Annotated in this window: 23 protein-coding genes; 6 read left to right on the plus strand and 17 right to left on the minus strand. The window is 55.2% G+C overall.

All coding sequences use genetic code 11. The annotated features are described in order from the left end of the window. The first annotated feature begins 5 nt into the window (after positions 1 to 5). On the plus strand, positions 6 to 428 hold the full coding sequence (locus tag B2T33_RS08055) for an ATP-binding protein (RefSeq protein ID WP_197145488.1): 423 nt from the start codon (positions 6 to 8) through the stop codon (positions 426 to 428). A gap of 10 nt (positions 429 to 438) precedes the next feature. On the opposite strand, the gene B2T33_RS08060 is transcribed toward B2T33_RS08055, so the two are convergent. Continuing rightward, positions 439 to 1,242 carry a DUF4197 domain-containing protein gene (locus B2T33_RS08060; protein WP_286791664.1) on the minus strand — a complete coding sequence of 268 codons (804 nt, stop codon included), beginning with the start codon at positions 1,240 to 1,242 and terminating at the stop codon, positions 439 to 441. A 125-nt stretch (positions 1,243 to 1,367) separates the two neighbouring features. After that, complete coding sequence (gene clpB / locus B2T33_RS08065) at positions 1,368 to 3,959, minus strand: ATP-dependent chaperone ClpB (RefSeq protein ID WP_197145490.1); 2,592 nt, start codon at positions 3,957 to 3,959, stop codon at positions 1,368 to 1,370. 373 nt (positions 3,960 to 4,332) lie between these two features. Here clpB and B2T33_RS08070 point away from each other — a divergent pair, with 373 nt between their 5' ends. Further along, on the plus strand, positions 4,333 to 5,103 hold the full coding sequence (locus tag B2T33_RS08070) for an MOSC domain-containing protein (RefSeq protein ID WP_197145491.1): 771 nt from the start codon (positions 4,333 to 4,335) through the stop codon (positions 5,101 to 5,103). 9 nt (positions 5,104 to 5,112) lie between these two features. Here B2T33_RS08070 and B2T33_RS08075 read toward each other — a convergent pair whose 3' ends face one another. The 11 genes from B2T33_RS08075 to B2T33_RS08125 all read right to left on the minus strand — a co-directional run bounded on the left by B2T33_RS08075 (position 5,113) and on the right by B2T33_RS08125 (position 20,117). Further along, a complete protein-coding gene (locus B2T33_RS08075; RefSeq protein ID WP_197145492.1) occupies positions 5,113 to 6,705 on the minus strand; it encodes a type IV secretory system conjugative DNA transfer family protein in 1,593 nt (530 codons plus the stop codon). A gap of 282 nt (positions 6,706 to 6,987) precedes the next feature. Next, a complete protein-coding gene (locus B2T33_RS08080) occupies positions 6,988 to 7,764 on the minus strand; it encodes a DUF4167 domain-containing protein (RefSeq protein ID WP_197145493.1) in 777 nt (258 codons plus the stop codon). 292 nt (positions 7,765 to 8,056) lie between these two features. Continuing rightward, positions 8,057 to 8,959 (minus strand): peptide chain release factor N(5)-glutamine methyltransferase, encoded by a 903-nt coding sequence (gene prmC / locus B2T33_RS08085; RefSeq protein ID WP_197145494.1) that lies wholly within the window; start codon positions 8,957 to 8,959, stop codon positions 8,057 to 8,059. Positions 8,960 to 8,961: 2 nt separating this feature from the next. After that, complete coding sequence (gene prfA / locus B2T33_RS08090; protein WP_197145495.1) at positions 8,962 to 10,044, minus strand: peptide chain release factor 1; 1,083 nt, start codon at positions 10,042 to 10,044, stop codon at positions 8,962 to 8,964. Then, complete coding sequence (hemA, locus tag B2T33_RS08095) at positions 10,041 to 11,387, minus strand: glutamyl-tRNA reductase (RefSeq protein ID WP_008891693.1); 1,347 nt, start codon at positions 11,385 to 11,387, stop codon at positions 10,041 to 10,043. The genes prfA and hemA overlap by 4 nt, the downstream gene beginning before the upstream one ends. 7 nt (positions 11,388 to 11,394) lie before the next feature. Further along, a complete protein-coding gene (gene hisS / locus B2T33_RS08100) occupies positions 11,395 to 12,636 on the minus strand; it encodes a histidine--tRNA ligase (protein ID WP_286791665.1) in 1,242 nt (413 codons plus the stop codon). Between the two features lie 128 nt (positions 12,637 to 12,764). Beyond that, positions 12,765 to 13,889, minus strand: coding sequence for a flavodoxin-dependent (E)-4-hydroxy-3-methylbut-2-enyl-diphosphate synthase (gene ispG, locus B2T33_RS08105; RefSeq protein ID WP_197145496.1), 1,125 nt, complete (start codon positions 13,887 to 13,889; stop codon positions 12,765 to 12,767). A 180-nt stretch (positions 13,890 to 14,069) separates the two neighbouring features. Continuing rightward, positions 14,070 to 15,272: a helix-turn-helix domain-containing protein gene (locus B2T33_RS08110; protein WP_252723958.1), complete on the minus strand. Its 1,203-nt coding sequence runs from the start codon at positions 15,270 to 15,272 to the stop codon at positions 14,070 to 14,072. Positions 15,273 to 15,440: 168 nt separating this feature from the next. Continuing rightward, complete coding sequence (ptsP, locus tag B2T33_RS08115) at positions 15,441 to 17,723, minus strand: phosphoenolpyruvate--protein phosphotransferase (RefSeq protein WP_008891697.1); 2,283 nt, start codon at positions 17,721 to 17,723, stop codon at positions 15,441 to 15,443. Between the two features lie 5 nt (positions 17,724 to 17,728). Further along, positions 17,729 to 18,757, minus strand: coding sequence for an NAD(P)H-dependent flavin oxidoreductase (locus B2T33_RS08120; protein WP_197145498.1), 1,029 nt, complete (start codon positions 18,755 to 18,757; stop codon positions 17,729 to 17,731). A 139-nt stretch (positions 18,758 to 18,896) separates the two neighbouring features. After that, on the minus strand, positions 18,897 to 20,117 hold the full coding sequence (locus B2T33_RS08125; RefSeq protein WP_008891699.1) for an aspartate kinase: 1,221 nt from the start codon (positions 20,115 to 20,117) through the stop codon (positions 18,897 to 18,899). 423 nt (positions 20,118 to 20,540) lie between these two features. Between B2T33_RS08125 and ubiG the strand changes: the two genes are divergently transcribed. Continuing rightward, complete coding sequence (gene ubiG, locus B2T33_RS08130) at positions 20,541 to 21,299, plus strand: bifunctional 2-polyprenyl-6-hydroxyphenol methylase/3-demethylubiquinol 3-O-methyltransferase UbiG (RefSeq protein WP_197145499.1); 759 nt, start codon at positions 20,541 to 20,543, stop codon at positions 21,297 to 21,299. Between the two features lie 15 nt (positions 21,300 to 21,314). Here ubiG and B2T33_RS08135 read toward each other — a convergent pair whose 3' ends face one another. Further along, positions 21,315 to 21,749 carry a DUF1178 family protein gene (locus B2T33_RS08135; RefSeq protein ID WP_063088954.1) on the minus strand — a complete coding sequence of 145 codons (435 nt, stop codon included), beginning with the start codon at positions 21,747 to 21,749 and terminating at the stop codon, positions 21,315 to 21,317. Between the two features lie 125 nt (positions 21,750 to 21,874). Between B2T33_RS08135 and B2T33_RS08140 the strand changes: the two genes are divergently transcribed. Both B2T33_RS08140 and B2T33_RS08145 read left to right on the plus strand, forming a co-directional pair. Next, positions 21,875 to 22,399 (plus strand): class I SAM-dependent methyltransferase, encoded by a 525-nt coding sequence (locus B2T33_RS08140; protein ID WP_197145500.1) that lies wholly within the window; start codon positions 21,875 to 21,877, stop codon positions 22,397 to 22,399. 149 nt (positions 22,400 to 22,548) lie between these two features. Continuing rightward, positions 22,549 to 24,462 carry a PhoX family protein gene (locus B2T33_RS08145; RefSeq protein ID WP_197145501.1) on the plus strand — a complete coding sequence of 638 codons (1,914 nt, stop codon included), beginning with the start codon at positions 22,549 to 22,551 and terminating at the stop codon, positions 24,460 to 24,462. A gap of 82 nt (positions 24,463 to 24,544) precedes the next feature. Here B2T33_RS08145 and B2T33_RS08150 read toward each other — a convergent pair whose 3' ends face one another. Continuing rightward, positions 24,545 to 25,087, minus strand: a complete 543-nt coding sequence (locus B2T33_RS08150; protein ID WP_064779492.1) for a YHS domain-containing (seleno)protein — start codon at positions 25,085 to 25,087, stop codon at positions 24,545 to 24,547. Between the two features lie 225 nt (positions 25,088 to 25,312). On the opposite strand from B2T33_RS08150, the gene B2T33_RS08155 reads away from it, so the two are divergent. Continuing rightward, complete coding sequence (locus B2T33_RS08155; RefSeq protein ID WP_197145502.1) at positions 25,313 to 25,696, plus strand: VOC family protein; 384 nt, start codon at positions 25,313 to 25,315, stop codon at positions 25,694 to 25,696. 20 nt (positions 25,697 to 25,716) lie between these two features. On the opposite strand, the gene B2T33_RS08160 is transcribed toward B2T33_RS08155, so the two are convergent. After that, positions 25,717 to 26,541, minus strand: coding sequence for a carbon-nitrogen hydrolase family protein (locus B2T33_RS08160; RefSeq protein WP_197145503.1), 825 nt, complete (start codon positions 26,539 to 26,541; stop codon positions 25,717 to 25,719). Between the two features lie 21 nt (positions 26,542 to 26,562). Further along, positions 26,563 to 26,825, minus strand: a 263-nt coding sequence (locus tag B2T33_RS08165; protein WP_286791666.1) for a hypothetical protein, incomplete at its 5' end; no start/stop codon positions are given.

Genomic DNA, 26,825 nt, shown 5'->3' on the forward strand with positions numbered 1-26,825 from the left:
TGACGATGACCCGCCCCAAAGAAATCAAACAAACCCTCACCCTGGTCCGGGGCCTTCCCGGATCAGGCAAATCGACACTGGCCAGAAATCTTTGTCAGGCGACCGGTGCCGTTCATCTGGAAGCCGACATGTTCATGGTCGACCATGAAGGGTTTTACGAGTTTGACGGCACCCGCCTGTCGCAAACCCACGCCCGCTGCGAAGCCGAATGCCATAACGCCCTGTCGGAGGGATATGACGTTGTTGTGTCCAACACCTTCACCCGCTTCTGGGAAATGAAGGCCTATATCGACATGGCGGAAAAGCACGACATTCTGTTGCAGATTGTCGAATGCCATGGCCGTTTCGGCAGCATCCATATGGTGCCCGACGAAACCCTTGCAGATATGCGCGATCGCTGGGAACCGTTGCCGGAAAAGTACCGCTAGGCGCGCGCCCCTAGTTTACGGTTGAGAAGACCTTTTTGAGGATATCCGTGGTCCAACGCGTCGGGTCGCTTCGGATATCGGCTTCCTGCACGGCGATATAATGGAATAAACCATCCATCGCCTTGGCGGTTGCGTGATCCGTCAGCGATGCTTTTAGATCCGGCACAAACGGTAGCTGGTCATATTCTCCCAGCATCTGATCATACAGCGATAACGCCCCGGTGTCGGACAACGCATCGGTTATCACTGGCCGTAGACGCCCTTCGATATCAGTTCCCGACACGCGGCGCAGATATTGGGTCGCGGCATCATCCGGGCCCTGCAAAATGCCCTTGGCATCGGCGACCGTCATCTGGCGCACCGCATTGACCAAGATATCGCCAGCATCCTGCATGGTCTGTTCAGCCGCGCGGTTCATGCGCAATTCGATTTCATCGGCATAACTGCCAAGCCCCGCCGCGCTTAACAATTTCTGCGCGGTCTGAACTTCGTCGGGCAATGGAATATGCGCAACCGGGTCGGCGTTAAAACCGTCAACCGCGCCAAGTTGGTCGGTGACCAATTCAACACCCATATCAAGTGCCTGTTTCAAGCCCTGCTCGACCGTGTCCGATGAAAGCGCGGAAACGCCAGAACCAGAACCACCGGACGTGCTTGCCGATCCCGATGAATTCATCGCATCGCCAAGGGCTTCTTTGGCCTTGTCAAAAAACGACTGGGCATTTGCGGGAACGATTGTACCGGCAGCCATAACACCCATGACAAGTGCCACTGCACCGGTTTTAAAAAGGAAATCGGAATTGCGTTTGCGCATCTGCGACCCTGCGGTTTTTGATTGTTGTGTATCAGCAAACAAGACAATGGCCAAAAAACATGGCCCGAAAAAGACAAAACCCCGGTTAACCAACCGGGGTTTTGCATGTGAGGTATCAGGCGACCTTATTCAACAACCTCGACCTTTTTACCATTGAGCAAAAGGTCATTGGCCTCGGTCGAGACCGGAACGGTGTCACCATCCTTGATCCCGCCTTCGAGGATCTGCATCGCCAGCGGGTTCTGCAGATAACGCTGGATCACGCGTTTGAGCGGACGGGCCCCATAAACCGGGTCATAGCCCTTCTCAGACAACCAGTCCTTGGCGGCATCATCAAGTTTCAGGGTGATCTTGCGATCAACCAGCAACTTATCAAGGCGACCAAGCTGGATATCGACAATCTTGCTCATCTGATCGCGATGCAAACGATGGAACAGAATGGTTTCATCCAGACGGTTGAGGAATTCCGGACGGAACGATGCCCGAACGATTTCCATGACCTGGGCCCGGACTTCGCCGCTGTCGTGACCCGGTTCCTGATTGGCAAGGATTTCCCCGCCCAGGTTCGAGGTCAGAATAATCAGCGTATTGCGGAAATCCACAACCCGGCCCTGCCCATCGGTCAGGCGGCCTTCATCAAGAACCTGCAGAAGGACGTTGAACACATCGGGATGTGCCTTTTCGACCTCGTCAAACAGGACAACCTGATACGGACGACGACGTACCGCCTCGGTCAGCGAACCGCCTTCCTCATAGCCAACATAGCCCGGAGGCGCACCGATCAGGCGGGCCACCGCATGCTTTTCCATGAATTCGGACATATCAATCCGCACCATGGCCTGTTCATCATCAAACAGGAACTGGGCAAGGGCCTTGGTCAGCTCGGTTTTACCAACACCCGTCGGACCAAGGAACAGGAACGAACCGATCGGTCGGTTTGGATCCTGCAAGCCAGCCCGCGCACGGCGCACCGCGTTCGAGATTGATCGAACGGCATCATCCTGACCGACAACCCGTTTGCGCAGCGTGTCTTCCATTTCAAGAAGCTTTTCACGCTCACCCTCGAGCATCTTGTCGACCGGAATACCGGTCCAGCGCGAAACCACGGACGCGATGTGTTTTTCGGTAACCGCTTCTTCCTTGATGCCACGCGACGGATCGTTTTCCGCCTTTTCAAGCAGTGCCTGAAGGGCCGGGATTTCTTCGTATTGAAGCTGTCCGGCACGATCAAGCTTGCCATCGCGCATCGCACGTTCAAGTTCACCACGGGCCTGATCAAGCTGTTCCTTGATGTGGGTCGATGCGGCAAGTTCTTTCTTCTGGGCTTCCCACTTCGCGGTCAGCTCAGCCGATTTGCCTTCCAGCTCTGCCAGTTCCTTTTCCAGACGGCCAAGACGGTCTTTGGATGCGCTATCCTGCTCTTTCTTGAGCGCTTCACGCTCGATCTTGAGCTGGATGATCCGGCGATCCAGTTCGTCGATTTCCTCTGGCTTGGAATCAAGCTCCATACGCAGACGCGACGATGCTTCGTCCATCAAATCGATTGCCTTGTCAGGCAGGAACCGATCCGTGATGTATCGGTTCGAAAGCGTTGCGGCTGCGACCAGTGCGGCATCGGCAATGCGAACCCCGTGATGAAGCTCGTACTTGTCCTTGATCCCGCGCAGGATCGATACCGTGTCGGAAACCGACGGCTCGCTGACAAATACCGGCTGGAAACGACGGGCAAGCGCCGCGTCCTTTTCGATATGTTTACGGTATTCATCAAGGGTCGTCGCACCCACACAGTGCAGCTCGCCGCGGGCCAAAGCCGGTTTTAGAAGGTTCGATGCATCCATCGATCCTTCGGCCTTACCAGCACCGACAAGCGTATGCAGTTCGTCGATAAACAGAACGACCTGACCGGCCTCTGATTCAATCTCGCTCAGCACCGCTTTCAGGCGTTCTTCAAATTCACCGCGGAATTTTGCACCGGCAATCAACGCACCAAGGTCAAGCGACAGAAGCTTCTTGTCCTTAAGCGTTTCGGGAACGTCACCCTTGACGATACGCAGTGCCAGACCTTCGGCAATTGCGGTTTTACCAACCCCGGGCTCACCAATCAGAACCGGGTTGTTCTTGGTCCGGCGTGACAGAACCTGCACCGCACGACGGATTTCCTCATCACGACCAATGACCGGATCAAGTTTACCTTCGCGCGCGGCCTCGGTCAGGTCACGGGCATATTTCTTAAGCGCCTCATACTGATTTTCGGCCCCCGCACTATCGGCCGTGCGGCCCTTGCGAATGTCATTGATCGCACCGTTCAGCGCCTGTGCCGTAACACCGGCATCTGCAAGCACCTTGCCCGCGGTTGATTTCGGATCAAGTGCAATGGTCAGAAGCAGCCGTTCAGCCGTGACAAAGCTGTCACCGGCTTTTTTGGCGACTTCCTGTGCCTGATCAATCAGACGGGCAAATTCAGATGAAAGATAAATCTGACCATTGCCGCCGGAAACCTTTGGCAATTTCGCCAGTTCCTGCGCGCACCGTTCCTGGGCAAGTTTGGGCTTACCGCCGGATGCCTTGATCAGATTGGCTGCCAGACCTTCTTCGTCGTCAAGCAGCACCTTAAGCAGATGAATCGGGACAAATTGCTGATGGTTTTCACGCAACGCAAGCGACTGCGCTGATTGCAGAAAACCTTTTGACCGATCCGTAAAGTTTTCAAATTCCATTCCTGTCACTCCTTGAGCCAACAGTATTCAAACGATTTGGACCTTCTTGGAAGCGTCCACGGCATTGGTGTCATTACCGAATTCTAAAATTATAGATTATTTCGACAGCGACAACATTGATATGTCTCAGTCTAGCGTGTTTGCAACCATATACCCCTACAAAAGTTGCAAGAATTATTTGTGCACCGCAGCACAACTTTCTGTCATTATTCTAGATATCATATGAGGATACTGAACTAATGACATTGCCAGCCAGTCCCTTCGGGGTTGCCCTTGGCAAAACAACGTTCTAACGTCGCCCGAATAAACAAACCTGACATGCCATTCGTCCCGTTTTTCCGGCATGCCAAAGCGCCATACAGGAATAATGATCATGACGATCGAACTCAAAGCCATCAAAAGATACCCGGTCAAGGGAATGCGCGGTGTTGACCTTAAACAGGCAAAAATCAGCGCACACCACATGATTACCGATGATCGTCGCTTTGTGATTGCAACCCAATCATCTGTCGGACAGGAAGGCGTTCATGAATGGGCCCGCAAAAGCAACTTCCTGCAATTGGTCAACACGCCAAAGCTTGCTGAAATCGGCACCGAATATGACGACGCCACCTGCACCCTGACCATCCTTCGAAATGGCCGCGCCATCTGCAAAGGCAAGCTGGACGATAGCATGGGCCGCACCGTGGTTGAGGATTTCCTAAAGGCGTTTCTGAAAAACGAGATCGCCGGCACGCCGAAAATCTATTCAGTCCCCGATACGAATTTCGGCGACATGAAGGAACCTTACATATCGCTGCTGAACCTGGCATCGATCCGTGATTTCGGGTCGCGCATAGTGCAAAGCGAAATCGATCCGATGCGTTTTCGCGGCAACCTGTTGATTGATGGGCTGGAGCCGTGGAAAGAGCTTGAATGGAACGAAGACAAAATCATCAAGATCAATGATGTGTCGTTCCGCGTTGTCCACCCGATCACGCGCTGCAAGGCAACAAGCGTTAATCCCGACACGGCGATTTCCGATATCAATGTGCCACAGATGCTGCGCAAAGGGGTAAACCACCTTTATATGGGGATTTACATCGAAGCGCTTGAAGACGGCATGATCACACCGGGTGACAAGCTGACCGTGACCGTCGCCTAAGGGCCGTTATCAGTTGCCGGAATTGAATGTCGGGGCGTGTACGGCGATGCCCTTGAACATCTCGTCATGATACCAATCAATGCGGTGCGCACGAATGGGCGGGCATCCCTTGCGGAACAATATCTGTTCTTCCTTGGGGAAGCGCGCCACTTCGGCTGATCGCAGGATGGGCTGATTATCTTGGGACCGTAAATGCACCGGACGGCTGGTATCCTTGCCGCCGCCGGTGTCATCAAATTTCGACATTGCGGTCAGGCCCGAAACCCAATCCAGGTTAAACGCCCCTTCCTGACTCAGAACCGAAATCGCGTCCACCCGGCCAACGACATTTTCCCAGTTCAGGCAAACATCCATCAGGCCACTGACACCTGAGAACCCCGGCCAGACGATCATCCCCTCGCCGTATCCACCGCCCAGAAGCCGCTCGAACAAGGGCATCCGGCCAACATTTTCGATCCCATCCAACAAAACCAGGAATTCAGGATCGCCCGACTTCCAGCCACGCTGATTAAGCAGGTTCATCATACCTGTCAGCATCACGCGGCTGAAGGATGGCTGAACTTCCGGGTTATCACCGCCAAGCTGACCAACGATAAAGATCGAAACCGGGCCACTGTTGATGTCTTCAAGTGTGAAGCTGCTTTTGCTGACCAGACGTGCGATTTGCGGATTGTCGAATTCTTCGGTGGCGGCACGGCAGGCCTCGATGATCTTCATCCGCTGATCTTCAGTCATATCGAGGATATTCAGCGCGACCTCGGATATGCGGCCATCCGCAGACTCAATCCCCATCAGTTCTTCAAGGGTTTTGTAGAACCGGTGCGATGGCATGATCAGGTTGCGGCGTACCTCGGCAAGGTTGCGGTCTTCCTTGGCGCTGCGCTGGATCGTGTAAACGATAAAGCCCTGCAACAACGTCCGTGCAATACGGACTTCCTGTTCATCGAGTTCCTTGACAAATACCGGCGCCAAAAGCGTATCGGCGATAAAGCCGGTATCCGTGATCATTCCTTCCCCCTGCTGGCGGATGAAATCGAACGGATTGAACTGTTGGGTTTCGACGCCGGTTTGTTTGTGCGGATCAATGACAATCAGTCTTTGTCCAAGCTTGGTACGGCGATCATGAATGGCGCGAAAAATGCTGCCATGCCGTTCATAGACAAACAGATTACCGGTATGCAAAAGCGCGTTTGGCTCTGCCGAGGCGCGATAGAATTCTTCGGGTTTGGTCGAAAAGGTAATCACCCGCTTAAGACCCTTGGCCCCGATCAGGCGCTTGTCCTCGCCCCAACGCCCCAGAACGAAGGACGGATTGCTTTCAAGCAGCTTGCGACCGTTAAGGTCTTCAAGAGTGGCCCACGCACCCTCACCACGACCACCAGTCCCTTTTCCGCCCAGTTTCTTCTTTTGTGATTTGGACGATGATGATGGCTTCATTCGGTTCAGGATGATGACAACCAGCGGAATGAACATCGGGACGATGAAACAGACAGCCCCCAAAAGGGCCAACTCGTAATCACCGTTAAACAGCCCAAGGGCGATAACCATACCGCCAAGAGCCCACAGCAAAACCATGACGACCCGAAATAAGCCAGTCCCCATCTATCACTCCCCACGAATGCGCCTGCACCGTGAAAAGATGCCGGTTCTTTTATCCCGATCTTGCTTCCACGGTTTTATTGATGATTTGTCCCTGCACCCGCGCGAAAAATAATCGAAGGTTGCACGAGATGCTCAATTATATGCTTATACAGTTTTATGACCCTTAAAGCACTGAGTCTTTGGGTGAATGCGCCGTTTTGCAGATGATCCAAACGACAACACCCCTGCAAGCGACGGGCTTGCAGGGGTGTTTGTCATGTTGAAAGACCGCCTCGGGTCAGATCAGGCCGAAACCGGCTCGGATCCTTCGTCAGAGGTGGCACCTTCTTCGTCATCGCGACCAGCTGCGCGGCTACGACCGCGGCGGGCCGTCGGATGGCGGCCACGGGTACGTGCAGTACCGCTTGCGGCACGGCGCGGTTTCTTTTCACCGTCTTCGCCCTGCTCTGCAGTGTCGGTTTTGTCGGCACTTGCCGGTGCATCATCACCAGATGCTTCTGCCGGTGCGCTTTCCTCTGCGCTGGCGTCATCATCTGATTTCCGCGGACGACCACGGCCCGGACCACGTGCATCCGAACGACGCGCACGCGGCGTGCGTTTCGGACGGCCACCATCATCATCCGACGTTTCAGCAGAAGTGTTTTCTGCCTCTACCGGGGTGTTTTCATCGCCATTGTTTGACGCAGATTCTGCGTTTTCGTTGGCGTCACCCTGTTGATCATCGTTCTGATTTGACTGGCCATCACTGCGGTCGTCACGGCCACGATTGTTGCGCTGACGATTGTTGTCACCACCACGTTCCTCACGGCGCTGGTTTTCCCATTCCTGGGCAGCCTGAAGGATGCGGTGGTAATGTTCCGCGTGCTGATAGAAGTTTTCCGCAAGAACCGGATCGTCGGTGCAATCCTTCGCAAGGGAAATGTATTTTTCATAGACCTGTTGGGCGTTACCGCGTACGCGGCCGTCCGGTCCATTACTGTCAAAATTCTGAAATTTTGGATTTACTGGACGTTTATTCGACTGTTGCCGTCCGCGCGGACGTTTATTGTTATTTCTCATATCAACATGACTTTGGTGTTGAAGGACAATCCGGTAGCATCATCGGCTCCGGAACCACTCCGTCTGAAAAACATATTTCCCGCTAAACAGCGCCGATCACGGCATTATTTTTACAAACCTGCCGGGAACCTTGAAAGGAACGGAGATTGTCGACTGTTTACAGGGGAACACGGCGCTTTCATAAGCGCGTTGGGCACCCGGCCCGTTCGATTCAACCTATATGGCTTGACGGGTTATTCCAACTGTTTTTTTCACTCGCCTGCGCTTTTTTTACATCACAGGTGCGGAAATATCAGATTACGCAACGTCCGACGGAACAACGGGTTTTCTTTGCCGCAACGCAGCGGACAATTCCGCCAAGGTCTTCGCGATACTCCACCCCGACAAAACCGGCCTCAACCAGCATCTGGCCGACATCGTTTTCCTGCCCGCGACCGATTTCAAAGATGACGAAACCGCCGGGCTTTGCCAGGTCAAACGCAACACGCGACAAAACACGATAGGCCGCCAAGCCATCCCCCTCATCGGTCAGGGCAAGACGGGGGTCAAACTTTTGCACCTCCGGCGACAGGGTCGTCATCTCGTCGGCGGTGATGTAGGGCGGGTTTGACATTACAAGGTCAAATCCCTCTGCCCGGTCTTTTTCATCAAGGGCGCTGTCCCAATCCGAGACGCGGAATTCGACCACATCATCAAGCTCAAGCAGCTTGGCATTTTCACGCGCACAGGCCACCGCACCCGCGCTTAGATCAAGTCCGATGCCGGTCGCGCCTGGCAGATCGCCAATCGCGGACAACAACAAACACCCCGTCCCTGTGCCAAAATCAACAATCCGCGGCGCATCTGCGTCCTCAAGGAAATCAATCGCCCATTCGACAAGTGTTTCACTATCGGGGCGGGGCTCAAGCGTTTCGGGTGACAGTTTGAAAGTATGGCGCCAGAAAGCACGCTCGCCCAAGATACGACCGACCGGTTCATGCCCGACCCGGCGGGCAATCATGCCCCGAAAGGTTTCGGCCTTGTCATCAGGCACAGTATCTTCGGGCCATGCACTGATCCTGCCCCCATCAACACCGGCGGCGCGCGCCAGAAGAATACGCGCATCCATCCGCGCGTTTTCAATACCGGCATCGGTTAAGGCCGCGACGGCCTCAGCCATCAGGCTGCCAAGGGTCGATGGGGTGTCAGAAGACATGATCAGCTTTCAATTTCGGCAAGCTTCTGGGCCTGCTCTTCGGCGATCAGGGCATCAATCATTTCATCAACCGCCGGACCACCGGCAATGAAATCATCCAAGCGATAAAGTGTAAGGTTAATGCGGTGATCTGACACGCGGCCTTGCGGGAAGTTATAGGTGCGAATGCGTTCCGAACGATCACCCGACCCGACCTGTGATTTACGGTCGGCCGCACGCTCGCTGTCCTTGCTTTCGCGTTCTTGATCATAAAGACGCGACATCAGCATCTTCATCGCTTTTTCTTTGTTCTTGTGCTGCGACTTTGCTTCCTGGCTGGCGGCAACCACACCGGTCGGAATATGGGTAATGCGCACGGCACTATCGGTGGTGTTAACGTGCTGACCACCCGCACCCTGCGATCGATAGGTATCAATGCGCAGATCCTTGGGATCGATCTTGATGTCGACTTCTTCGGCCTCTGGCAGAACGGCCACGGTCGCAGCCGAGGTATGAATACGCCCGCCACCCTCGGTCACCGGTACACGTTGAACACGATGCACGCCACTTTCAAATTTCAGGCGGGCAAACACATCCGTACCCGATACGTTGACGATCACTTCCTTGAAACCGCCAAGGTCGTTTTCGCTGGCATCCATCTGTTCGAATTTCCAGCCGCGGCCTTCGGCGTAACGCTGATACATGCGGTACAAATCAGCGGCAAACAGAGCGGCTTCCTCCCCGCCGGTGCCGGCGCGAATTTCGAGGATGGCGTTCTTGGTGTCGGCTGTGTCTTTCGGGATCAGCATCAGTTTCATCTGACGCTCTGCCTCGGGCAGCTTATCCTGAAGGTCGTATTTTTCGGCCTCGGCCATTTCGCGCATATCGCGATCGCTTTGCGGATCGGCCAGGATTTCCTCGGCTTCTTCCAGATCGTTCAGAAGCTTTTTATAAGCTTCGATCGCCTCGACCACCGGGGCCAATTCTGCATGTTCGCGCGACAGCTTGGAAAAGCCATCCCCATCAAGCTCTCCGCTTGAAAGAAGCGAATTGAGTTCGTCGAACCGGCGCGTAACGCCTTCGAGTTTCCCAAGGTCCAAACTCACTCTTTATTCTCCTGTTCAGGGTCGCTTGGCACGTCATCGCGACCAAGCGGCTTGTCTTCAAGTTCAAACAGGCGCGACAACAGTTTCTGGGCCTTCACCCATTCGACGGTGCCCGCACCGTCTGTTGTCGTCGCCAAATCTTTCAATGCCTGTGTCGGCGTATGCAAAAGGCGATTGATCAAAAGCCTTGTCGCCTTTTCCGCATCCCCATGACTTTCAGCCAGCGCATCTGCGCGTACCGCTTCAAACCGTTTGCGCAGATCGGCAATTGCCGGCACGGCTGCGCGCTGCGCACGGTCGCGCACAAAGTTATCAATCTCCGCTTCAATCAGCGCCCAGGCCTGATCGGCCTTTTCTTCGCGGCCACCGCGCCCTTCGGCGGCGATCTTTTCCAGATCCTCGATCCGGTAAAAGAAAACCTCGTCAATCTCGTCGACCTGCGGATCAATATCCCCCGGCACGGCCGTATCGATCATCAGAACCGGGCGAAACCGGCGACGTTTGACCGCCGCCATCGCACGATCCTTGTCGATCATGTAACGCCGTGATCCACCTGCTGTCAGCACCAGGTCTGCCTCGGCCAAAAGCCGGTCCAGATCATCGATTTCCGACCAGTGGCAATCCAGCCGGCGCGCCACCAGACGCGCACGGGCCGCCAAGCGATCTGTTACCAGAATGCGGCCGATACCCCGTTCGGCCAGCGATGCGGCAATCAGTTCCCCCATGTCGCCAGCCCCCGCCAAAAGCAGAGTACAGTCGCCAAGATCCCCATGCAGGTCGCGCGCAACCGATTGCGCCGCGGCGGCAATTGATACAGCCCCCTGCCCGATCCCGGTCTGATTGCGGACCTTTTTGGCAATGGCATAGGCCGTCTGATAGACCAGCTCCAACTCGCGCCCGACCAGATCATGCTTGCGCGCGATCCGGTGGGCATCCTTGACCTGACCAAAAACTTCAGGCTCGCCGATCACCAGACTGTCGAGTGACGCCGCGACCGCAAACATATGGCGAAGCGCATCCCGACCAGACCGGATGTAAAGCTCGGTCGCAAGCTGATCCCGATCCAGATCCGCCCAAAGCGACATCAGATCAATCAGGCGTTCGCGCCCGCGTTCGGCCTCGGACGCCAAAAGATGCACTTCGGTGCGATTGCAGGTCGAAACGACAACCGCCTGACCGAGACGGGCCTGTTCAATGGCGGCCAAAAACTGTGGCAGACGGGCTTCTTCGATAAAAAGACGGTCGCGGGTATCCTCGCTTGAACGCCGATGATTGGTGCCGATCACCATCAGGCGATCCAGCGGCCAATCCCCGGCATCCTCATGCGAAATCGCGTCCGTCACACCATTCTCACTTTTTGCCGATCACATCAGCCAGTTGATCAAGCGCCACTTCCTGCTGCTCGCCACTGTCTAGGTCACGCAACTGGGCCACACCCTTGGCAAGTTCATCATCCCCAAGGATAACGGCCTTGCAGGCATTGGCCTTGTCCGCACGCTTCATGCGCTTTTTCATGTTGCCGGAATAGCCAAGCTCGACCGCGACACCCGCTTCGCGCAGGGTCTGGGCAAGGGTGCGACATTTGGCCTCGGCCGCGTCCCCCATCGGGATCAGTGCCACGGGGCGTGCACCCGCCGGGGCTTCGCCCACCATCAATGCCAGGCGTTCAACACCCGCAGCCCAACCAACACCGGCCGTCTGCGGACCACCCATGGTCGATATCAGCCCGTCATAACGGCCACCGGCCATAACAGTGCCCTGTGCACCAAGGGTGTTGGTGGTGAACTCGAAACAGGTGTGGCAGTAATAATCAAGACCACGCACCAGACGCGGGTTCAGTTCATAATTGATGCCGATACCGCCAAGCCCCTCGGTCAGGCCCTTGAAGAATTCCTTGGAATGCTCGTTGAGGTATTCGGCAAACAACGGCGCGTTGGCCACCAGTTCACGATCGCCTTCGTCCTTGGAATCAAGGATACGCAACGGGTTCTTTTCAAGGCGCGAACGGCTGTCTTCCGACAGCTTGTCAAAATGGCCCTTGAAGTAATCAACCAGCACATCGCGATACGCCGCACGGCTTTCCGGGTCACCAAGGGTGTTAAGCTCAAGCGTGATGCTGTCCCAAAGACCAAGGGCCTTTAAGATATGCGCGCCATAGCCGATCATTTCGATATCGCCCGCGACCTGTTCGACGCCAAGCAGTTCGGCACCGATCTGGTGGAACTGGCGCTGACGGCCTTTTTGCGGGCGTTCATAGCGGAACATCGGGCCATAATAGCTGACCTTGACCGGGGACATCTGCTGCATGCCATTGGAAATATAGGCACGCGCGATACCCGCCGTTCCTTCGGGACGGAGCGTGATCTGTTCGCCGCCGCGATCCTCAAAGGTGTACATTTCCTTGGTCACGACGTCGGACGTATCGCCAAGGGTGCGTGCAAACACCTCGGTAAATTCGAAGATCGGCGTGGTCATGCGATGGTAGCCATACAACTCGCCGATTTCGCGTGCGGTATTCGCGATGTAATCCTGCAGACGGTTCTGTTCCGGCAGAAGGTCGTGCGTGCCACGGACGGGTTGAAGCGATGCCACTTTGGGTCTCCGATCTAACTTGAATTCCAGATATTTGCGCGAAACATCAATCGGCGCAAACACATGCGAACATGAAAATAGCTTTCCGCCGGTGTGGCGGAAAGCCAAAAATACTCAATAAAGCTTTGCTATTCCGCCGCGGTTTTCTTGGCGGCTTCTTCGGCTTCGATCTTGGCAGCACGTTCTTCGACCAGTTCGACGATATGGTCGACCATCTTTTCCGTGCTGATATTGTGATCCGGGCGGCCGGAAATATACATCTTGTGGTTCCCACCACCGCCACCGGTCAGCCCAATATCCGTTTCACGTGCTTCGCCCGGACCATTGACGATACAGCCAATGATCGACAGCGAAATCGGGGTGGAAATATGGGCAAGGCGCTTTTCAAGCTCTGCCACTGTTTCGACCACGTTAAAGCCCTGACGCGCGCAAGACGGGCAAGAAATGATCTGAACCCCGCGGGTACGAAGACCCAGCGATTTCAGAATATCAAAACCAACATGGATTTCCTCAACCGGGTCGGCAGACAGCGATACACGCAAGGTATCACCAATACCGGCCCAAAGCAGGTTGCCCATGCCAATCGATGACTTCACCGTACCACCGCGCAGACCGCCAGCCTCCGTGATGCCAAGATGCAGCGGATAGTCACATGCCTCGGCCAGACCGTAATAGGCGGCAACCGCAAGGAACACGTCCGATGCCTTGACCGAGATTTTGAATTCGCGGAAATCCTGATCTTCAAGGATTTTGGCGTGGTTCAACGCACTTTCAACCATCGCCTCTGGGCATGGTTCGCCGTAACGTTCCAGCAATTCCTTTTCAAGCGACCCGGCATTGACACCGATACGCATTGAACAGCCATGATCCTTGGCGGCCTTCACAACTTCACGCACACGTTCGGTCGAACCGATATTGCCCGGGTTGATGCGCAGGCAAGCGGCGCCGGCTTCGGCAGCCTCGATCGCGCGTTTGTAATGGAAATGGATGTCGGCCACGATCGGGACATGCACCTGTTTGACGATGTCTTTCAGGGCCGCGGTTGATTCCCGATCCGGGCAGGATACACGAACGATATCCGCACCTGCTTCTTCCAGTCGATGGATCTGCGCAACGGTCGCGTTCACATCGGTGGTCAGGGTGTTGGTCATCGACTGCACCGAGATCGGTGCATCCCCGCCAACTTCCACGTCACCGACACGGATTTTGCGGCTTTGACGGCGTTCAATATCGCGATATGGGCGGACGCTCATTTCCGGTTCCAAAATGTTTTAGATGTCTTGGGGGTGTATATAGCTTATCAAACGCGGTTTAGAAACCGTTGGCTAACAGATTTTCCGCCAGATTTCGCATAGCTGTCACGAAAAAGGCGACCCGTTCGGATCGCCTTTCGCATTTTGTCTGTTTTCATCGCCCGCAGGCGTTGGCCAAACCTATTGAACGGTTGGTTCTTCTGCCTGGGTCAGATCACCGACATCAAGCGAGAAGTCCGAAATCACCGCACCGTATTCCCCAACCGGCTGGGCTTCGGAACCATCGATGCTATAGGTAAGAGCACCGGCATTGCCGACTTCAAGTTTCAAACCGTCACGATTCGGAACCATATAGGTATCACCGGCTGTCAGCATCCGGGTCAGCAGAACATTGCCATCTGCCTCGCGAATACGAACCCAGCTGGTTTCCACCGCCGAAATGGTGACACGGCTATCGACATTGACCGCGCCAAATACGCGTGCGCCACCGGCCTCGTCAACTTCGGGTGCCGCGGGAACCGATGCAACTTCCGCTGCCGGTGCTGCCGGCGTTTCTGCGGCTGGTGCCTCTGCGACTTCGGCTTCAACCGGTGCCTGTTCTGTGGTGGTTACCACTTCGTTGGCAACGGGTGCAGCTTCCTGCGCCGGGGCTTCGGCAACTTCCTCGGTAACAACTGGTGCTTCTGCCAGTTCTTCGGTGGCTTCTGCGACTTCAGCTACGGGTTCAGATGCGGGTTCTGCGACCGGGGCCTCGGAAACGGTGGTTTCTTCAACCGATGCTTCCGCGTTGCCGGCACTTTCCGGTGCAGAGGCAACTGGTGTCCCCTGATCGGCAATGACCGGTGCAGGCGTTGTTATTTCTGCCTCGGCGGCCTGTGCATCTGCGGCGTTTTCAAGATTACGCGGCGCTGAATCCTGGCTTGCCGTTGTCGAGTAGCTTGCAAGTCGCTCTGGCAACGGATCAACCAGATCGGCAATGGTTTTGCCCTGGCTCGACAGGTAGTACCATCCGCCATAAGCACCAAGACCAAGCATAACCGCGATCAGCAATACCGCCCCACCGGGTACACGGCTTTCCTGAACGGGTTTTGGGAAGGACAGTTCACTACGCACGGCCGGCGCATTGCTTTCTGCGCGGAAGCGACGTGCGATCTCTGCACCGTCCAGTCCAAGATGTTCGGCGTATGCCTTTACGAAGCCAAGGCCATACGGACCATTCGGCAATGCCGCATAGTCGCTGCTTTCAATGGCTTCGATGTAAATTTTGCGAATACGAAGCATGCGGCAAACGTCTTCGACTGTTTGCCCCAAACCAACGCGGGTCGCCTTCAAAAGGCTCCCGACCTCGGTATAACCACCGATCTGGTCTTTATGTTCGTCCATCACACTGTCATTTGCAGACGAATCCCCGGACAAAGGCCTGAAACGAAGGCGTTCTCGGGTTTCGTCATCCAAATGATCTTCCTTTCGCTTTTTGATCGCCAACTGCGCACCCCCACGTTACGATCTAGCAATAAAACTAGCAGATATCCCCACCAAAAGCGATTGTTTTTAAAGTTTTACACCGTGATCTATTGCGAAAGCCTTAAGACGCGAACGCAATGATCTGGTCGGATTATCCATTATCGTCAGAATATAACTCTCGACTTCAGACTTACACATGCTTCTGACCATTTCCTTGACCGGACCAACAGAGGCAGGCGCCATCGACAAGCGTTTAATTCCCAAACCGATAAGGGCCATCGCTTCAAGCGGACGTCCTGCCATTTCACCACAGATGGTCAGGCGAACGTCCTTTTGATCGCACAATGTCACCAACTGGCGCATGAATGCGAACACACTTGGCGACAGCGTGTCATAACGGCCCTCGATCCTCGGATTGCCGCGGTCAGCAGCAAACATGAACTGCAACAGATCATTCGTCCCGACCGAGAGGAAATCAACCCGTTGCAGCAAGGCCGGAGCCTGCCAGATCAGGGCGGGAACTTCAAGCATGGCTCCGACTTCGACCTTGCGCGGGATAAATCCGCGTACGGCTTCACGTTTGAGCTGCTCGTCAAGAACCGCCTTTGCCTGATCAAATTCAGCAACTTCGGCGATCATCGGGAACATGACATAAAGATCGCGGTCATGCCCGGCCCGGATCAGTGCGCGCAACTGATGCACAAGCACCGCCGGACGATCCAGTGTGATCCGGATCGATCGCCAGCCCATCGCCGGATTCTCTTCTGTCATATCCTCCCAATAGGGCAGCAATTTGTCACCGCCCACATCAAGAGTCCTGAAAACCACCGGCCGGCCTTCGGCCTGTTCAAAAATACGATCATAAAGCCGGGTCTGATCGGTAATGTCGGGCATGGCGGATCGCACCATGAACGGAATTTCCGTCCGATAAAGACCAATCCCGTCCGCCCCGCTTTCAATCACATGCGGAACATCAATCAGAAGCCCGGCATTCACGTTAAGTGAAATCTCCGCCCCATCGGTCGTTTCCGCCGGAAGGTCACGCATCTGGGCATAAAGCGCTTTTCGCTCTGCCCGGGCGCGCAACGCGCCGTCAATCACTGCGCGGACGTCTTCGCTTGGCCGAACGAAAAGCTGGCTGTTATCGGAATCGACAATCAGTGGATCACCGGCCTCGACCTTATCAAGCACACCCTTAACGCCGCCCAGAACCGGGATATCAAGCGCGCGCGCAACGATTGCGACGTGCGAGGTGTGCGAGCCTTCTTCAAGGGCAAGACCGCGCAGACGGGTGTGATCATAATCAAGAAGTTCTGCCGGGCCGATATTGCGCGCCACCAGAATGATGTCATCGGGCAGATCGCCAAAGGCCGGGGATTGATACTGCCCCGAAAGATGTTGCAGCAATCGGTTGGCCAGATCTTCAAGATCGTGCAACCGTTCACGCAAATAGGGGTCGGTCACCTGCGCCATGCGTGCACGGGTATCGTCATGCACCTTCTGAACCGCGGCCTCGGCCGTCAGGCCGGTATGCACCGCCTCAGTAATGCGGTTCAGCCAGCCGGTATCCTGGGCAATCATCCGATAGGCTTCAAGGATATCACCCGGATCATCGCCTTCATCCATGCCGTTGATGCCTGAAACAGCTTCCAGCATCTTATCAAGATGGTTCTGAAGGCCGTGCATGGCTTCGCGCAGGCGGGTCAGTTCTTCTTCCGGGTCGTCAGAAACCATGCGGTCAATGACGATGCGCGGCTCATGCAAAACGGCAATGCCCTTGCCAATCCCCGGTGCCAGACGCGCCCCGCCCAGACGCAGCGGCAACAACGCGATGCCATCGGCCGGGATCAGTTCCTCGCGGCTGACAAGTTCGCCACCGGCGACCATTTCGGCCAGCACCATGGCGACGTTTTCAAGGGCTTCCTGTTCGTCCTCGGAATACAGGCGTTCGGTCCGGTTCTGCACGGCAAGCACACCGATAATGCGGCCCCCGCGCAGGATCGGCACACCGATCATCGAATGATAGATTTCCTCGCCGGTTTCCGGACGATAGGCAAAGTTCGGGTGGCCTTGCGCGTCCTTGAGGTTAAGCGGACGCGCATGGGCGGCGACAAAGCCAACAATCCCCTCACCCACGCGAAGGCGGGTCAAGTGAACCGCTTCCTTGGACAGACCACAGGTCGCAAACAGTTCCAGCACTTCGCCCGCACGCATCACATAGACCGAGCACACCTCTGCAACCATATCGGCAGCAATGATGGTCACAATCTGTCCGAGGCGTTCTTCAGCAGTCCCCGGTCCAGCCATGACGTCGCGCACACGCTTTAGAAGGCGTCGCGGACCTGTGACTGCGGCGGACGGAATGCTCATCTGACTTAGCTGTCTCTCTTAACCAGGGATTGAACGGCCTGTTCGACCAACTCTTCGAGGATTTCGGAAACCGGTTGTTCTTTCTTTACCATACCAACCGACTGTCCTGCCATAACCGATCCGCTTTCGACGTCACCATCGATCACCGCACGGCGCAGGGCACCGGCCCAGAAATGTTCAATTTCAAGCTGTGCAGCGCCTTGGTCAAGCTCGCCTGCGCGGAACTTTTCAATCACGGCACGCTGGGTATTGCGGAATTCTTCCGTGCCCTTGTTGGCAAGCGCACGTACCGGAATAACCGGGAAACGATCATCAAGCTGCACCGTGGTGACCGCGTCGCGGGCACTTGCACGGATAAAGGCCTTCTTGAAATCGGGATGCGCAATGCATTCCTCGGCACAAACAAGCCGCGTGCCGATCTGAACACCCGATGCGCCCTGCTCAAGCAAGCCGGTAATCGCTTCACCGCGGCCAATACCCCCGGCGCAGAAAACAGGAATGTCGGAAACTTCCGGCAGGATTTCCTGTGCCAGAACCGTCAGCGATACCGGGCCAACATGGCCGCCAGCTTCGCTGCCCTCAATCACCAGCGCATCAGCACCCGAACGGATCAGCTTCTTGGCCAGAACCAGTGCCGGGGCAAAGCAGATAACCTTGGCAAATTCCTTGGCCTGCTTGATCGAGTTTGATGACGGCAGGCCGCCAGCAAGAACCACATGCCCAACGCTGTGTTCACGGCACACTTCAATCAGTTCATTAAGCTGCGGGTGCATGGTGATCAGGTTGACGCCAAACGGCTTATTGGTCATTTCCTTGGTGGCGGCGATTTCAGCCGACAACAGATCCGGGGTCATCGACCCGCAGGCAATCACACCAAAACCACCCGCATTGGAGACCGCCGAAACAAGGTGACGCTCTGAAACCCAGGACATGGCGCCGGCCATGATGGCGTAGTCGGTGCCAAGGAATTCCTTGCCCGATGCCCACAGGTTTTCCAGGCGCGCCCGTGCGGCGTCAATTTTCGGATCACTCATATTCTCTGTACCCCAAAGCAGAAACGCAGGAGACCAGTGGTCTCCTGCCATTTCATTACAAAGGCTGAAACACACTGCTCCAGCTAGTATGTATTATTACAGGTAATTTAACAGCGGCTTAATCGCCAAACTGTTGAACTTACTCGGCATCCAGACCGTATGCCGTGTGCAATGCACGAACGGCAAGTTCGGTATATTCCTCGGCGATCAGAACACTGACCTTGATTTCCGAGGTCGAGATGACCTGAATGTTGATGCCTTTTTCCGCAAGGGTTTCAAACATCTTGCGCGCAACACCGACGTGGGAACGCATACCCACACCAATGATCGACACCTTGGTCACATCAGAGGTGCTGAGCAGTTCCTGATAGGCGATCTTGTCTTTGTTCTTTTCGATCACCTGAAGCGCACGCTGGAATTCACCCCGCGGAACGGTAAAGGTCATGTCCGTGCTTTTGCCGTCTTCTGAGACGTTCTGCACGATCATGTCGACATTGATATTGGCATCAGCCAGCGGGCTGAAGATTGAAGCGGCAATACCCGGCTTGTCCGCAACTTTCACCAAGGTGATCTTGGCTTCATCACGGCTATAGGCAATTCCGCTGACGACTTCCTGTTCCACGATCTCGTCCTCGTCTACAACAAGTGTTCCTTCTGCATCACTAAAGGTAGAACGGACCTGCACCCGGACGCGATGGTTCATTGCCATCTCGACAGAACGGGTTTGCAGAACCTTTGCACCAAGAGATGCGAGTTCCAGCATTTCTTCGTAGGTAATCTTTTCGATCTTGCGCGCCTTGGGCACAATGCGCGGATCGGTGGTGTAAACACCATCGACATCGGTGTAGATGTCGCAACGATCTGCGTTAAGTGCCGCGGCAAGGGCGACCGCCGACGTATCCGAACCACCACGCCCAAGGGTGGTGATGCGGTTATCGGGTGCGATCCCCTGGAAACCGGCCACGCAAACGACTTCGCCGCCATTCATGCGCTTATCAAGCTCGGTAGTGTCGATTTCCTTGATGCGGGCCTTGGCATGTGCGCCGTCGGTCTTGATCGGGATCTGCCAGCCAAGCCAGGAACGTGCAGGCACATCCATGCTTTGCAGCGCCATCGCCAGCAAACCGACAGTCACCTGTTCGCCCGACGATACGATCACGTCATATTCACGTGCATCATACATCGGCGAAACTTCCTGCGCCCAGCCAACCAGTTCGTTGGTTTTGCCCGACATCGCGGACACGACAACAGCAACCTGATTGCCGGCATCGACCTCGGATTTCACCCGGCGCGCGACATTCTTGATTTTCTCGACATCGGCGACCGAAGTGCCGCCAAATTTCATGACAATACGGGCCATGAAGTATCCCCGCTATGCTCGCCGTCCATCGGCTGTCCGAACGTGACGGCATGTGATCCGGTCCCGGCCCGGGTAAGCATGCCGAATTTGCGGCGCTTCCCCTGATCCAAGCGGCGTAATCAATACTGCCATAATCCCCGCGAAACAAGCGTCAAGGATGCCGATAAATTGCGTGAGAGCAATTTTTTTGACCTGAAAATGTCCCAAACCGTCCGAATGCGGCAAATTGGGTCGCATATCATGCGAAAATTACCCAATAACCCTGATGATATGCATCATCGGAACATGGCTGCCTTGCTTTGAATTTCTGCCAGATCGCCGCCATCGCACCGTCATTTGACAGGTGAGTATTGCCTTGCCGTGCGCGCACGCGTAAACAGGGCGTCATACAGCAACGTTGTTTTACGCCTTCGGAGCCACACCATGTCGGACGCATCCGCACCCACCAGCCGCACCGCCAATGCCGATGAAATCGCACGTTTTTCTGCGATGTCTGAAAAGTGGTGGGATCCAAATGGCGTGATGAAGCCGCTGCACAAATTCAATCCGGTGCGCCTGCAAATCCTGCGCGATAATATCTGTGCGCATCTTGGCCGCGACCCGGAAACGATTGAGCCGCTTAAAGGCATCGAAATCATCGATATTGGTTGTGGGGCTGGATTGTTGTCCGAGCCGCTTGCGCGCATGGGCGCAAAGATGACATCGATTGACGCGTCTGAAAGCAATATCGAAGTCGCCAAAATCCATGCCGCACAATCCGGCCTTGAAATCGACTATCGCTGCGCAACACCTGAAATGCTGGCCGATGAGGGCAAGCAGTTTGATATCGTTTTGAACATGGAAGTCATCGAACATGTCGATGACCCGCAATTCTTCATGCAGGCTTGTGCATCGGTGCTCAAACCGGGTGGCTTGATGTTTGTTGCAACACTGAACCGCACGATCAAGTCACTGGCACTGGCCAAGATCGGCGCCGAATACGTTCTGCGCTGGCTGCCTGCGGGCACCCATGACTGGCGCAAATTTGTCAAACCATCGGAAATGTCGGGCTATCTGCGTGGTGCGGGTCTGGACCTTCAAGACATTACCGGGGTGGCTTACAACCCGTTCAACGACACATGGTCGCCCGCCCCGCGCGATCTTGATGTGAATTATATGGTGATTGCACGAAAGCCTGACTGATCTTCTTGGATCGCGTCAGTTCTTTTTGGTTCCGTCATCCCACGGCAACGCCATGACATCGATGCCTTCATCGACCAGTTCGGCGGTTTCCTTAAGCGACGCCTGACCATAAATGCCGCGCTTTTCGGTTTCGCCATAATGGATTTTGCGGGCTTCTTCGGCAAACTTGTTGCCGACATTTTCGCAATTGCTTTCGACCTGTTTGCGAATTTCGGCAATTGCGGCCTGGGTCGCTTCGGCAATCGCCTTTTGCTGTTGTTTTTCAGCAGCGACCTCTTTTTGGCGTGACGTGCGCAGACGCGGCGCCATCAGGGCCTTGCCAACATTTGACGTTCCACACACCGGGCAGGACAAATCCCCGCTGGCGGCCTGCGCGTCATATGTTGCGCCGTCCTTGAACCAACCTTCGAATTCGTGATCATGTTCGCATTTAAGCTGAAATAGAATCATGATGGTACGTGTATAAGCCAAACCAGTAGCAAAACGATAACACTATCAGATACAGATCATATGGCGCGCATCGGCGGGGATCGCCAGCCTGCGGGCGCCACACTCAATAACCAAGATTTACGAAAATGTCATCCCAATTGCCATCAAGCTGGGTCACACAGCACTGTCCCACGCCACGCCCCATCCGCAATCGCGCGCTTGATCTTGCCTGCGGCAAGGGACGGCACAGCTTCTGGCTGGCGGATCAGGGCTGGCAGGTGACGGCAATTGATCGCGATCTTACGCAAACCGATACCGATACGAACCAGGCGATCACTTGGATCGAAGCGGATCTTGAAACCGGCAGCTGGCCGTTGGGCGATCAAGAGTTCGATCTGATCGTTGTTGCCAATTACCTGCATCGGCCACTGTTTGAATATCTGCGCAACGCCGTCCGACCGGGCGGCACCCTGATCTATGAAACCTTCATGGTCGGGAATGAGGCATATGGCCGTCCGCGATCACCGGATTTCCTGCTGCGCACCGATGAACTGGCAGACACATTTGCCGACTGGACGATCATCGCCCAGCAACAAGGCCCGATCAGACCGAAACCGGGTGATGAAATTACAGCGGTAAAACAATCTATTGTGGCGCAGAAGCCTGAATAAGGCTGATCCGCTGAACGGCACGGATGACTGAAACAAATCCGTAACATACTGTTTTTGCAAAAAGAAACACAACTTTCACAATTAAAATGTGTCGTTTCTGGCATCTTCCCTGCTGCTGTTTCAGGCATAGGCGTTAAGAGAGAAAAGCCATGAACGATAAATACGAAATCATCGAAGATAGCGACGATATCCCGTCCAACCCGACCAACAATCCGTGCATCGACGATCTGATCAATGCACGCTTTTCCCGCCGCGGCTTTTTCAAAGGCCTGATGGCGACGTCGGCTGTTGTGGGCGCAGGCATTGCGACCAGAGGCGTTGCCAAGGCGCAGTCACCTTCGACCCTGACCTTCAAATCCATCCCGCAGAAAATCACCGAAACCCATGCTGTTGCTGATGGCTATGACGCAAGTGTGCTGATCCGTTGGGGCGACAAGGTTGTCGCCGATGCACCGGCATTCGTTCCGGGTCAGGTCGATGCCAACGCGCAGAACAAGCAGTTCGGTTATAACTGCGACTATGTCGGCTATATGCCGCTTCCGGTTGGTTCGCAGAATTCCGACCATGGTCTGCTGTGCGTCAGCCACGAATACACCAATGCCGAATTGATGTGGTCGGGCCTTAAGGACGCAATGGACGCATCCGAAGAACAGGCACTGCATGAAATTGCTGCCCACGGTCATTCGGTCATCGAAGTCAAGAAAACCGGCGGCAAATGGCAGGTTGTTGACGGGTCTGATTATGCACGCCGCATTTCCCCGATCGACACCGAAATGCAGATTACCGGCCCGGCTGCCGGTCATGACCGCCTTAAAACCAACACCGATCCGACCGGCACCCGTGTTATCGGGACGCTGAACAACTGTGCAGGTGGTAAAACCCCGTGGGGCACGGTTCTGATCGCCGAAGAAAACTTCAACGGATACTTTGGCGGCGATATCGCCAAAACCAGCGAAGAACGCAACTACAAGCGTCTGGGCATCAGCCAGGACAGCTGGTACTCGTGGGTTAAATATTTCGACCGCTTCAACGTTGAAAAAGACCCGAACGAGCCGAACAAATTTGGCTGGATGGTTGAAATCGATCCGTACGATCCGACCTCGATGCCGAAAAAGCGCACCGCCCTTGGCCGCTTCAAGCACGAAGGTGCCACCGTCATCATCAACAAGGACAACTCCGTTGTTGCCTATTCCGGTGATGATCAGCGCTTTGACTATCTCTACAAATTCATTGCGGCAAACAAATACAATCCGAATGATCGCGCCGCGAACATGGACCTTCTGGAAAACGGCACGCTCTTTGTCGCCCAGTTCCACGAAGATGGCAGCCTTGACTGGATGCCGCTGATCTTTGGTGAAGGCCCGCTGACCGCCGAAAACGACTTCCACAGCCAGGCTGATGTTCTGATCGAAGCACGCCGTGCGGCCGACCTTCTGGGCGCAACCCAGATGGACCGCCCGGAAGACGTCGAACCGAACCCGGTCAACGGCAAGGTCTATGTCATGCTGACCAACAACTCCAAGCGCAAGGAAGGCAACGCAGCAAACCCGCGTGCGGCCAACCCGCATGGTCACGTGCTGGAGCTCACCCCTCCGGGTGGTCGCGGCAAGGATGCCGATCACACCGCTTCGCGCTTTACCTGGGACATCATGATTGCTGCTGGCAACCCGTCGGTTGCTGATGACAAGGCGGTTTATCATCCGGCGGCGGAATCCTGGGTTTCCTGCCCGGATAACATGGCAATCGACCATCGTGGTCGCCTGTGGATTTCCACCGACGGCGCACCGAAGTCCGACATTCCTGATGGCATGCACGCCACCGATGTCGATGGTCCGGGCCGTGCGCTGACCAAATTCTTCTTTGCGTGCCCGGTTGGTGCGGAAATGTGTGGTCCGGAATTCACCCCGGATGGAAAGACGCTGTTCCTTGCTGTTCAGCACCCGGCAGACGGTTCGTCCTATGACGCGCCAAGCACCCGCTGGCCGGACTTCCAGGCAGCAATGCCGCCGCGTCCGTCGGTTGTGGCTGTGACCAAAAATGACGGCGGTGAAATCGCGGGCTAACCGCCTGCTTCACTGTCCTCTAATGCAAAACGCACCGGCCAGTTTGCCGGTGCGTTTTTTGTTTGTCTGCGTGTCACCCATATTACTTGATCGGGGCTGCCATATCATAGGTGCCGTCATTATCTGAAATCGCCATCCAGCTTTTGTCCGACGCTGACTTGCTTTCAAGGTCGGTCCAATTGCCTTTGGCGGCACTGATGTTTCCTGAAATATCTTCGTTCCAGAAACCAACTACGGCCGGCGTGATATTCAGATAAAGCTTCCCGTCGACAATTCGCCACAGGTTCGGGTTGGCTGGCACTTTGCCGCCTTTTACAACCCCATATGCGCAATGCCCATCAAAGGCCGGGGCGTATTTCGCCGGATCGGCCAGAAACATGTCGCGGTTTTCCTCAGACGCAAAAGCCCAGGTCGCACCATTATATTCAGCCGTAATGTCGGCCCGGCCCGGAACGGCATGGGGCTGCATCATGCCAACATCCTTTTGCGGCAAATTGAAATAGGCCACCGCATCATAGCCGCTGATCGCAAAGCCGGTTTCATCGACATATTGCTCGCCCGCAAAGGCGGCACCCGACAAGCCAAAAACAAATGCCGTACCGATCAAAAACTTTTTGAACATCATCCCTGTTCCTCCGTTTGAAAATCCCTGATGAACCGAGTTTGCCCGGGAAGGGCTTCAAAGCGAAATGACGTTGCGACACTGTTTCGTGAGATCGCGTGAGCCTGTGAAAAACCGCTCAGCGGTTACCATATCAATCAAAGAGAATTACCCCTTGACCTCAACTATAGTTGAGGAATTACCAAGAAGGGAAACCGGAAAACAGACATCCCAAAACAAGGACAAGCCATGACTGCTGCATTTCTCGAACACGTGAATTTTACGGTCGCCGATCCGGCGAAAACCGCCCGGAACCTGCATAACTGGTTTGGCTGGCACACCCGCTGGCACGGGGAGGCCATCCATGGCGGGCTGTCCTATCATGTTGGCAATGACACAAGTTATGTCGCGATCTATGCCCTTGGCACGCCAAAGGACGGCCAGGAAAATTCCTATGCCACCATCGGCGGGCTGAACCATATCGGGATTGTCGTCGATGACCTTGATGCGACCGAGGCAAAGATCAAGGCAGACGGCATTGAAACCTTCAACCACGCCGATTACGACCCCGGTCGCCGGTTCTATTTCCGGGATGAAAACGACATCGAATTCGAAGTGGTCAGTTACGCCTGACCACTTCGATCAAGACCTGGCTAACACGGCTTATATTCCCGATCATTGCCAAGTGATGGCACCATCCGGCGGATTTCATCAACGCGTGTCAGATCAATCTCGGCGGTGATGAAACCCGGATCGGTGCCACCATCAGCCAAAACTTGCCCCCACGGATCAATGATCAGGGAATGACCAAATGTCTGGCGGTCGCCCGGATGATCACCGCACTGGGCGGCCGCAATCACAAAGCATCCGTTTTCAATCGCACGCGCCTTCAAAAGGGTATGCCAGTGCGCCTGCCCAGTTGTGCGGGTGAAGGCCGCCGGAATGCTCAGGATATTTGCCCCCGCCTTGGCGTAATCGCGAAACAGATGCGGGAACCGCACGTCATAGCAGATCGATATTCCGACCTTGCTAAATTCGGTGTCGGCCAGTCGGGCCGCATTGCCGGGACGGAATGTTTTGCTTTCGCGGTAACTTTCGCCATTGGCCAGATCGACGTCAAACATGTGGATCTTGTCATAGGACGTGATGACCTTGCCATCCGGACCAATAACAAAACACCGGTTCGCAACGCGGTCCTCATCGGGCACTTTGACATGCAGCGATCCGACAATCAGGGTGGATTTCAATTCATCGGCCAGGTCGCAAAAGAAAACCAGACCGGGATGCTCATCCTGGGCAAAGGCAGCGGCACGGACATTTTCGCCGCCAAACGACATCATCGACACGTTTTCAGGAAAGGCGATCAATCTGGCCCCGGCAGCACTGGCATCGCGGGCATAGGTTGCCGCCCGCGCAAGGTTATCAGACATCACATCGCGCGAATTGACCTGCACGCAGGCCGCAATGAAACGGGTCATGACGCAGTCTCCTTTTTATCATTATCCGTCTTCATGATGCGGCTCATCCCAGCCTGCCGCAATAGACAATTGGGATAGCGCAGCGGCGAACAAGGCCCGAAAAAAGACCCGCGCCTTGGCGCACACATTCGGTACTTCCGCATCAACAACCGACATCACGCACATCCGAAATTCAGTCTTTTCATCCTCAAAATTAGTGTATACAGTATTCCGTACACCTAACGAGGATCGAAGATGGAACCTCTTTCCGGCCGAAAAAGTCTGACTGACGAAGTGCATGACCG

Source organism: Thalassospira sp. UBA4513 (assembly GCF_002388495.1).
GTDB lineage: Bacteria > Pseudomonadota > Alphaproteobacteria > Rhodospirillales > Thalassospiraceae > Thalassospira > Thalassospira tepidiphila.

Bases quoted from the DNA above. Each gene is read 5' to 3' on its own strand.
- ubiG (WP_197145499.1), top strand. From the start codon at position 20,541: ATGTCGGACGCATCCGCACCCACCAGCCGCACCGCCAATGCCGATGAA.
- B2T33_RS08120 (WP_197145498.1), bottom strand. From the start codon at position 18,757: ATGAGTGATCCGAAAATTGACGCCGCACGGGCGCGCCTGGAAAACCTG.
- B2T33_RS08060 (WP_286791664.1), bottom strand. From the start codon at position 1,242: ATGCGCAAACGCAATTCCGATTTCCTTTTTAAAACCGGTGCAGTGGCA.
- B2T33_RS08080 (WP_197145493.1), bottom strand. From the start codon at position 7,764: ATGAGAAATAACAATAAACGTCCGCGCGGACGGCAACAGTCGAATAAA.
- B2T33_RS08110 (WP_252723958.1), bottom strand. From the start codon at position 15,272: ATGGACGAACATAAAGACCAGATCGGTGGTTATACCGAGGTCGGGAGC.
- prmC (WP_197145494.1), bottom strand. From the start codon at position 8,959: ATGTCTTCTGACACCCCATCGACCCTTGGCAGCCTGATGGCTGAGGCC.
- B2T33_RS08055 (WP_197145488.1), top strand. From the start codon at position 6: ATGACCCGCCCCAAAGAAATCAAACAAACCCTCACCCTGGTCCGGGGC.
- B2T33_RS08160 (WP_197145503.1), bottom strand. From the start codon at position 26,541: ATGACCCGTTTCATTGCGGCCTGCGTGCAGGTCAATTCGCGCGATGTG.
- B2T33_RS08070 (WP_197145491.1), top strand. From the start codon at position 4,333: ATGACGATCGAACTCAAAGCCATCAAAAGATACCCGGTCAAGGGAATG.
- clpB (WP_197145490.1), bottom strand. From the start codon at position 3,959: ATGGAATTTGAAAACTTTACGGATCGGTCAAAAGGTTTTCTGCAATCA.
- ptsP (WP_008891697.1), bottom strand. From the start codon at position 17,723: ATGAGCATTCCGTCCGCCGCAGTCACAGGTCCGCGACGCCTTCTAAAG.
- B2T33_RS08125 (WP_008891699.1), bottom strand. From the start codon at position 20,117: ATGGCCCGTATTGTCATGAAATTTGGCGGCACTTCGGTCGCCGATGTC.
- B2T33_RS08135 (WP_063088954.1), bottom strand. From the start codon at position 21,749: ATGATTCTATTTCAGCTTAAATGCGAACATGATCACGAATTCGAAGGT.
- ispG (WP_197145496.1), bottom strand. From the start codon at position 13,889: ATGAGCGTCCGCCCATATCGCGATATTGAACGCCGTCAAAGCCGCAAA.
- B2T33_RS08150 (WP_064779492.1), bottom strand. From the start codon at position 25,087: ATGATGTTCAAAAAGTTTTTGATCGGTACGGCATTTGTTTTTGGCTTG.
- B2T33_RS08140 (WP_197145500.1), top strand. From the start codon at position 21,875: ATGTCATCCCAATTGCCATCAAGCTGGGTCACACAGCACTGTCCCACG.
- B2T33_RS08075 (WP_197145492.1), bottom strand. From the start codon at position 6,705: ATGGGGACTGGCTTATTTCGGGTCGTCATGGTTTTGCTGTGGGCTCTT.
- B2T33_RS08145 (WP_197145501.1), top strand. From the start codon at position 22,549: ATGAACGATAAATACGAAATCATCGAAGATAGCGACGATATCCCGTCC.
- B2T33_RS08155 (WP_197145502.1), top strand. From the start codon at position 25,313: ATGACTGCTGCATTTCTCGAACACGTGAATTTTACGGTCGCCGATCCG.